The organism is Chryseobacterium sp. 'Rf worker isolate 10' (assembly GCF_050753305.1).
Taxonomy (GTDB): domain Bacteria; phylum Bacteroidota; class Bacteroidia; order Flavobacteriales; family Weeksellaceae; genus Chryseobacterium.
The window spans coordinates 1-259 of record NZ_JBOZOF010000031.1 but is presented as its reverse complement, the minus strand read 5'-3'; the positions used below and the strand labels follow the sequence as shown (position 1 = coordinate 259).

The 259-nt window shown below is 71.4% G+C and carries 1 protein-coding gene; it reads right to left on the bottom strand.

Annotated features, from left to right (window positions below; genetic code table 11):
* Positions 1 to 259: hypothetical protein (locus LKL37_RS23055; RefSeq protein ID WP_431612582.1), on the bottom strand; the 259-nt coding region annotated here is incomplete at both ends.

The following is a 259-nucleotide window of genomic DNA, read 5'->3' as shown; positions in this document are numbered from 1 at the left end:
GAGACCTTGCCCCGGGCGTCGTCCACGCTCGGCAGGGTGTGCGGCTCGATATCGACCGGGTGGTTGGCCTCGGAGGCCGCGAACGCGATCGAGCCGTCGCGGTGGACGAGGGCGGTGGTCTGGGTCTCGCGGAACTCGATCGAGCGCGGCTGCAGGTTGAGATGCAGGAGCCCCCAGGGATCGAGGCTGACCAGGGCGAGCGGCGCCCGCACCACCAGGTCGCCCTGCGGGTTGCGGATGTCGAGGCCGGAGAAGCGCA